This is a genomic window from Methylobacterium sp. WL119, assembly GCF_008039875.1.
Taxonomy (GTDB): Bacteria; Pseudomonadota; Alphaproteobacteria; order Rhizobiales; family Beijerinckiaceae; genus Methylobacterium.
Genome location: NZ_VRUU01000242.1, coordinates 1 through 857, shown reverse-complemented (window position 1 = coordinate 857; position 857 = coordinate 1). Strand labels below are relative to the sequence as shown.

1 protein-coding gene is annotated in these 857 nt (G+C 73.5%); it reads right to left on the bottom strand.

Annotated features, from left to right (window positions below; all coding sequences use genetic code 11):
* On the bottom strand, window positions 1-857 hold an 857-nt coding region (gene rfbB, locus FV227_RS28660; RefSeq protein ID WP_147860485.1), incomplete at both ends, for a dTDP-glucose 4,6-dehydratase.

The window sequence follows — 857 nt, the reverse complement described above, 5'->3', positions numbered from 1 at the left end:
ACCTCGGCCTCGGCCTTGCCCGGGTCGATCGCGTAGCGGCGGTCGTGCCCGGGCCGGTCGGCGACGAAGGCGATCAGCCGCGCGTGCGGGGCGTGCTCGGGCCGCAGCCGGTCGAAGGCGGCGCACAGCGCCTCGACCACGGCGAGGTTGTTGCGCACCGCGCGCCCGCCGAGCAGGTAGGTCTCGCCGACCCGGCCGCGCTCCAGCACCGCCACCAGGCCGCGGGCGTGGTCCTCGACGTGGATCCAGTCGCGCTCGTTCAGGCCGTCGCCGTAGACCGGCAGCGGACGGCCCTCGAGCGCGTTGAGGATCATCAGCGGGATGAGCTTCTCCGGGAAGTGGCGCGGCCCGTAGTTGTTCGAGCAGTTCGTCACCAGCACCGGCAGGCCGTAGGTCTCGTGCCAGGCCCGGGCCAGGTGGTCGGAGGCGGCCTTCGAGGCCGAGTACGGCGAGCGCGGGTCGTAGCGGCTGCCTTCCGTGAAGAACCCGCCCGGCGGCAGCGAGCCGTAGACCTCGTCGGTCGAGACGTGGAGGAAGCGGAAGCGGCCCTTCGCGTCCGCCGCCAGCCCCTCGTGGTGGCCGCGCGCCGCGTCCAGCATCACCTGGGTGCCGATCACGTTGGTCCGGATGAACGCGCCCGGATCGGTGATCGAGCGGTCGACGTGGCTTTCGGCCGCCAGGTGCATCACCGCGTCGGGCCGGAAGTCCGCGAACGCCGCGCGCACCGCGTCGGCGTCGCAGATGTCGGCCTCGACCAGGCGGTGGCGGGGATCCTCGGCGAGGGGCGCCAGCGACACCGGGTTGGCCGCGTAGGTCAGCGCGTCCAGCGTCAGCACGTCGTGGCCGAGGTCGCGCAC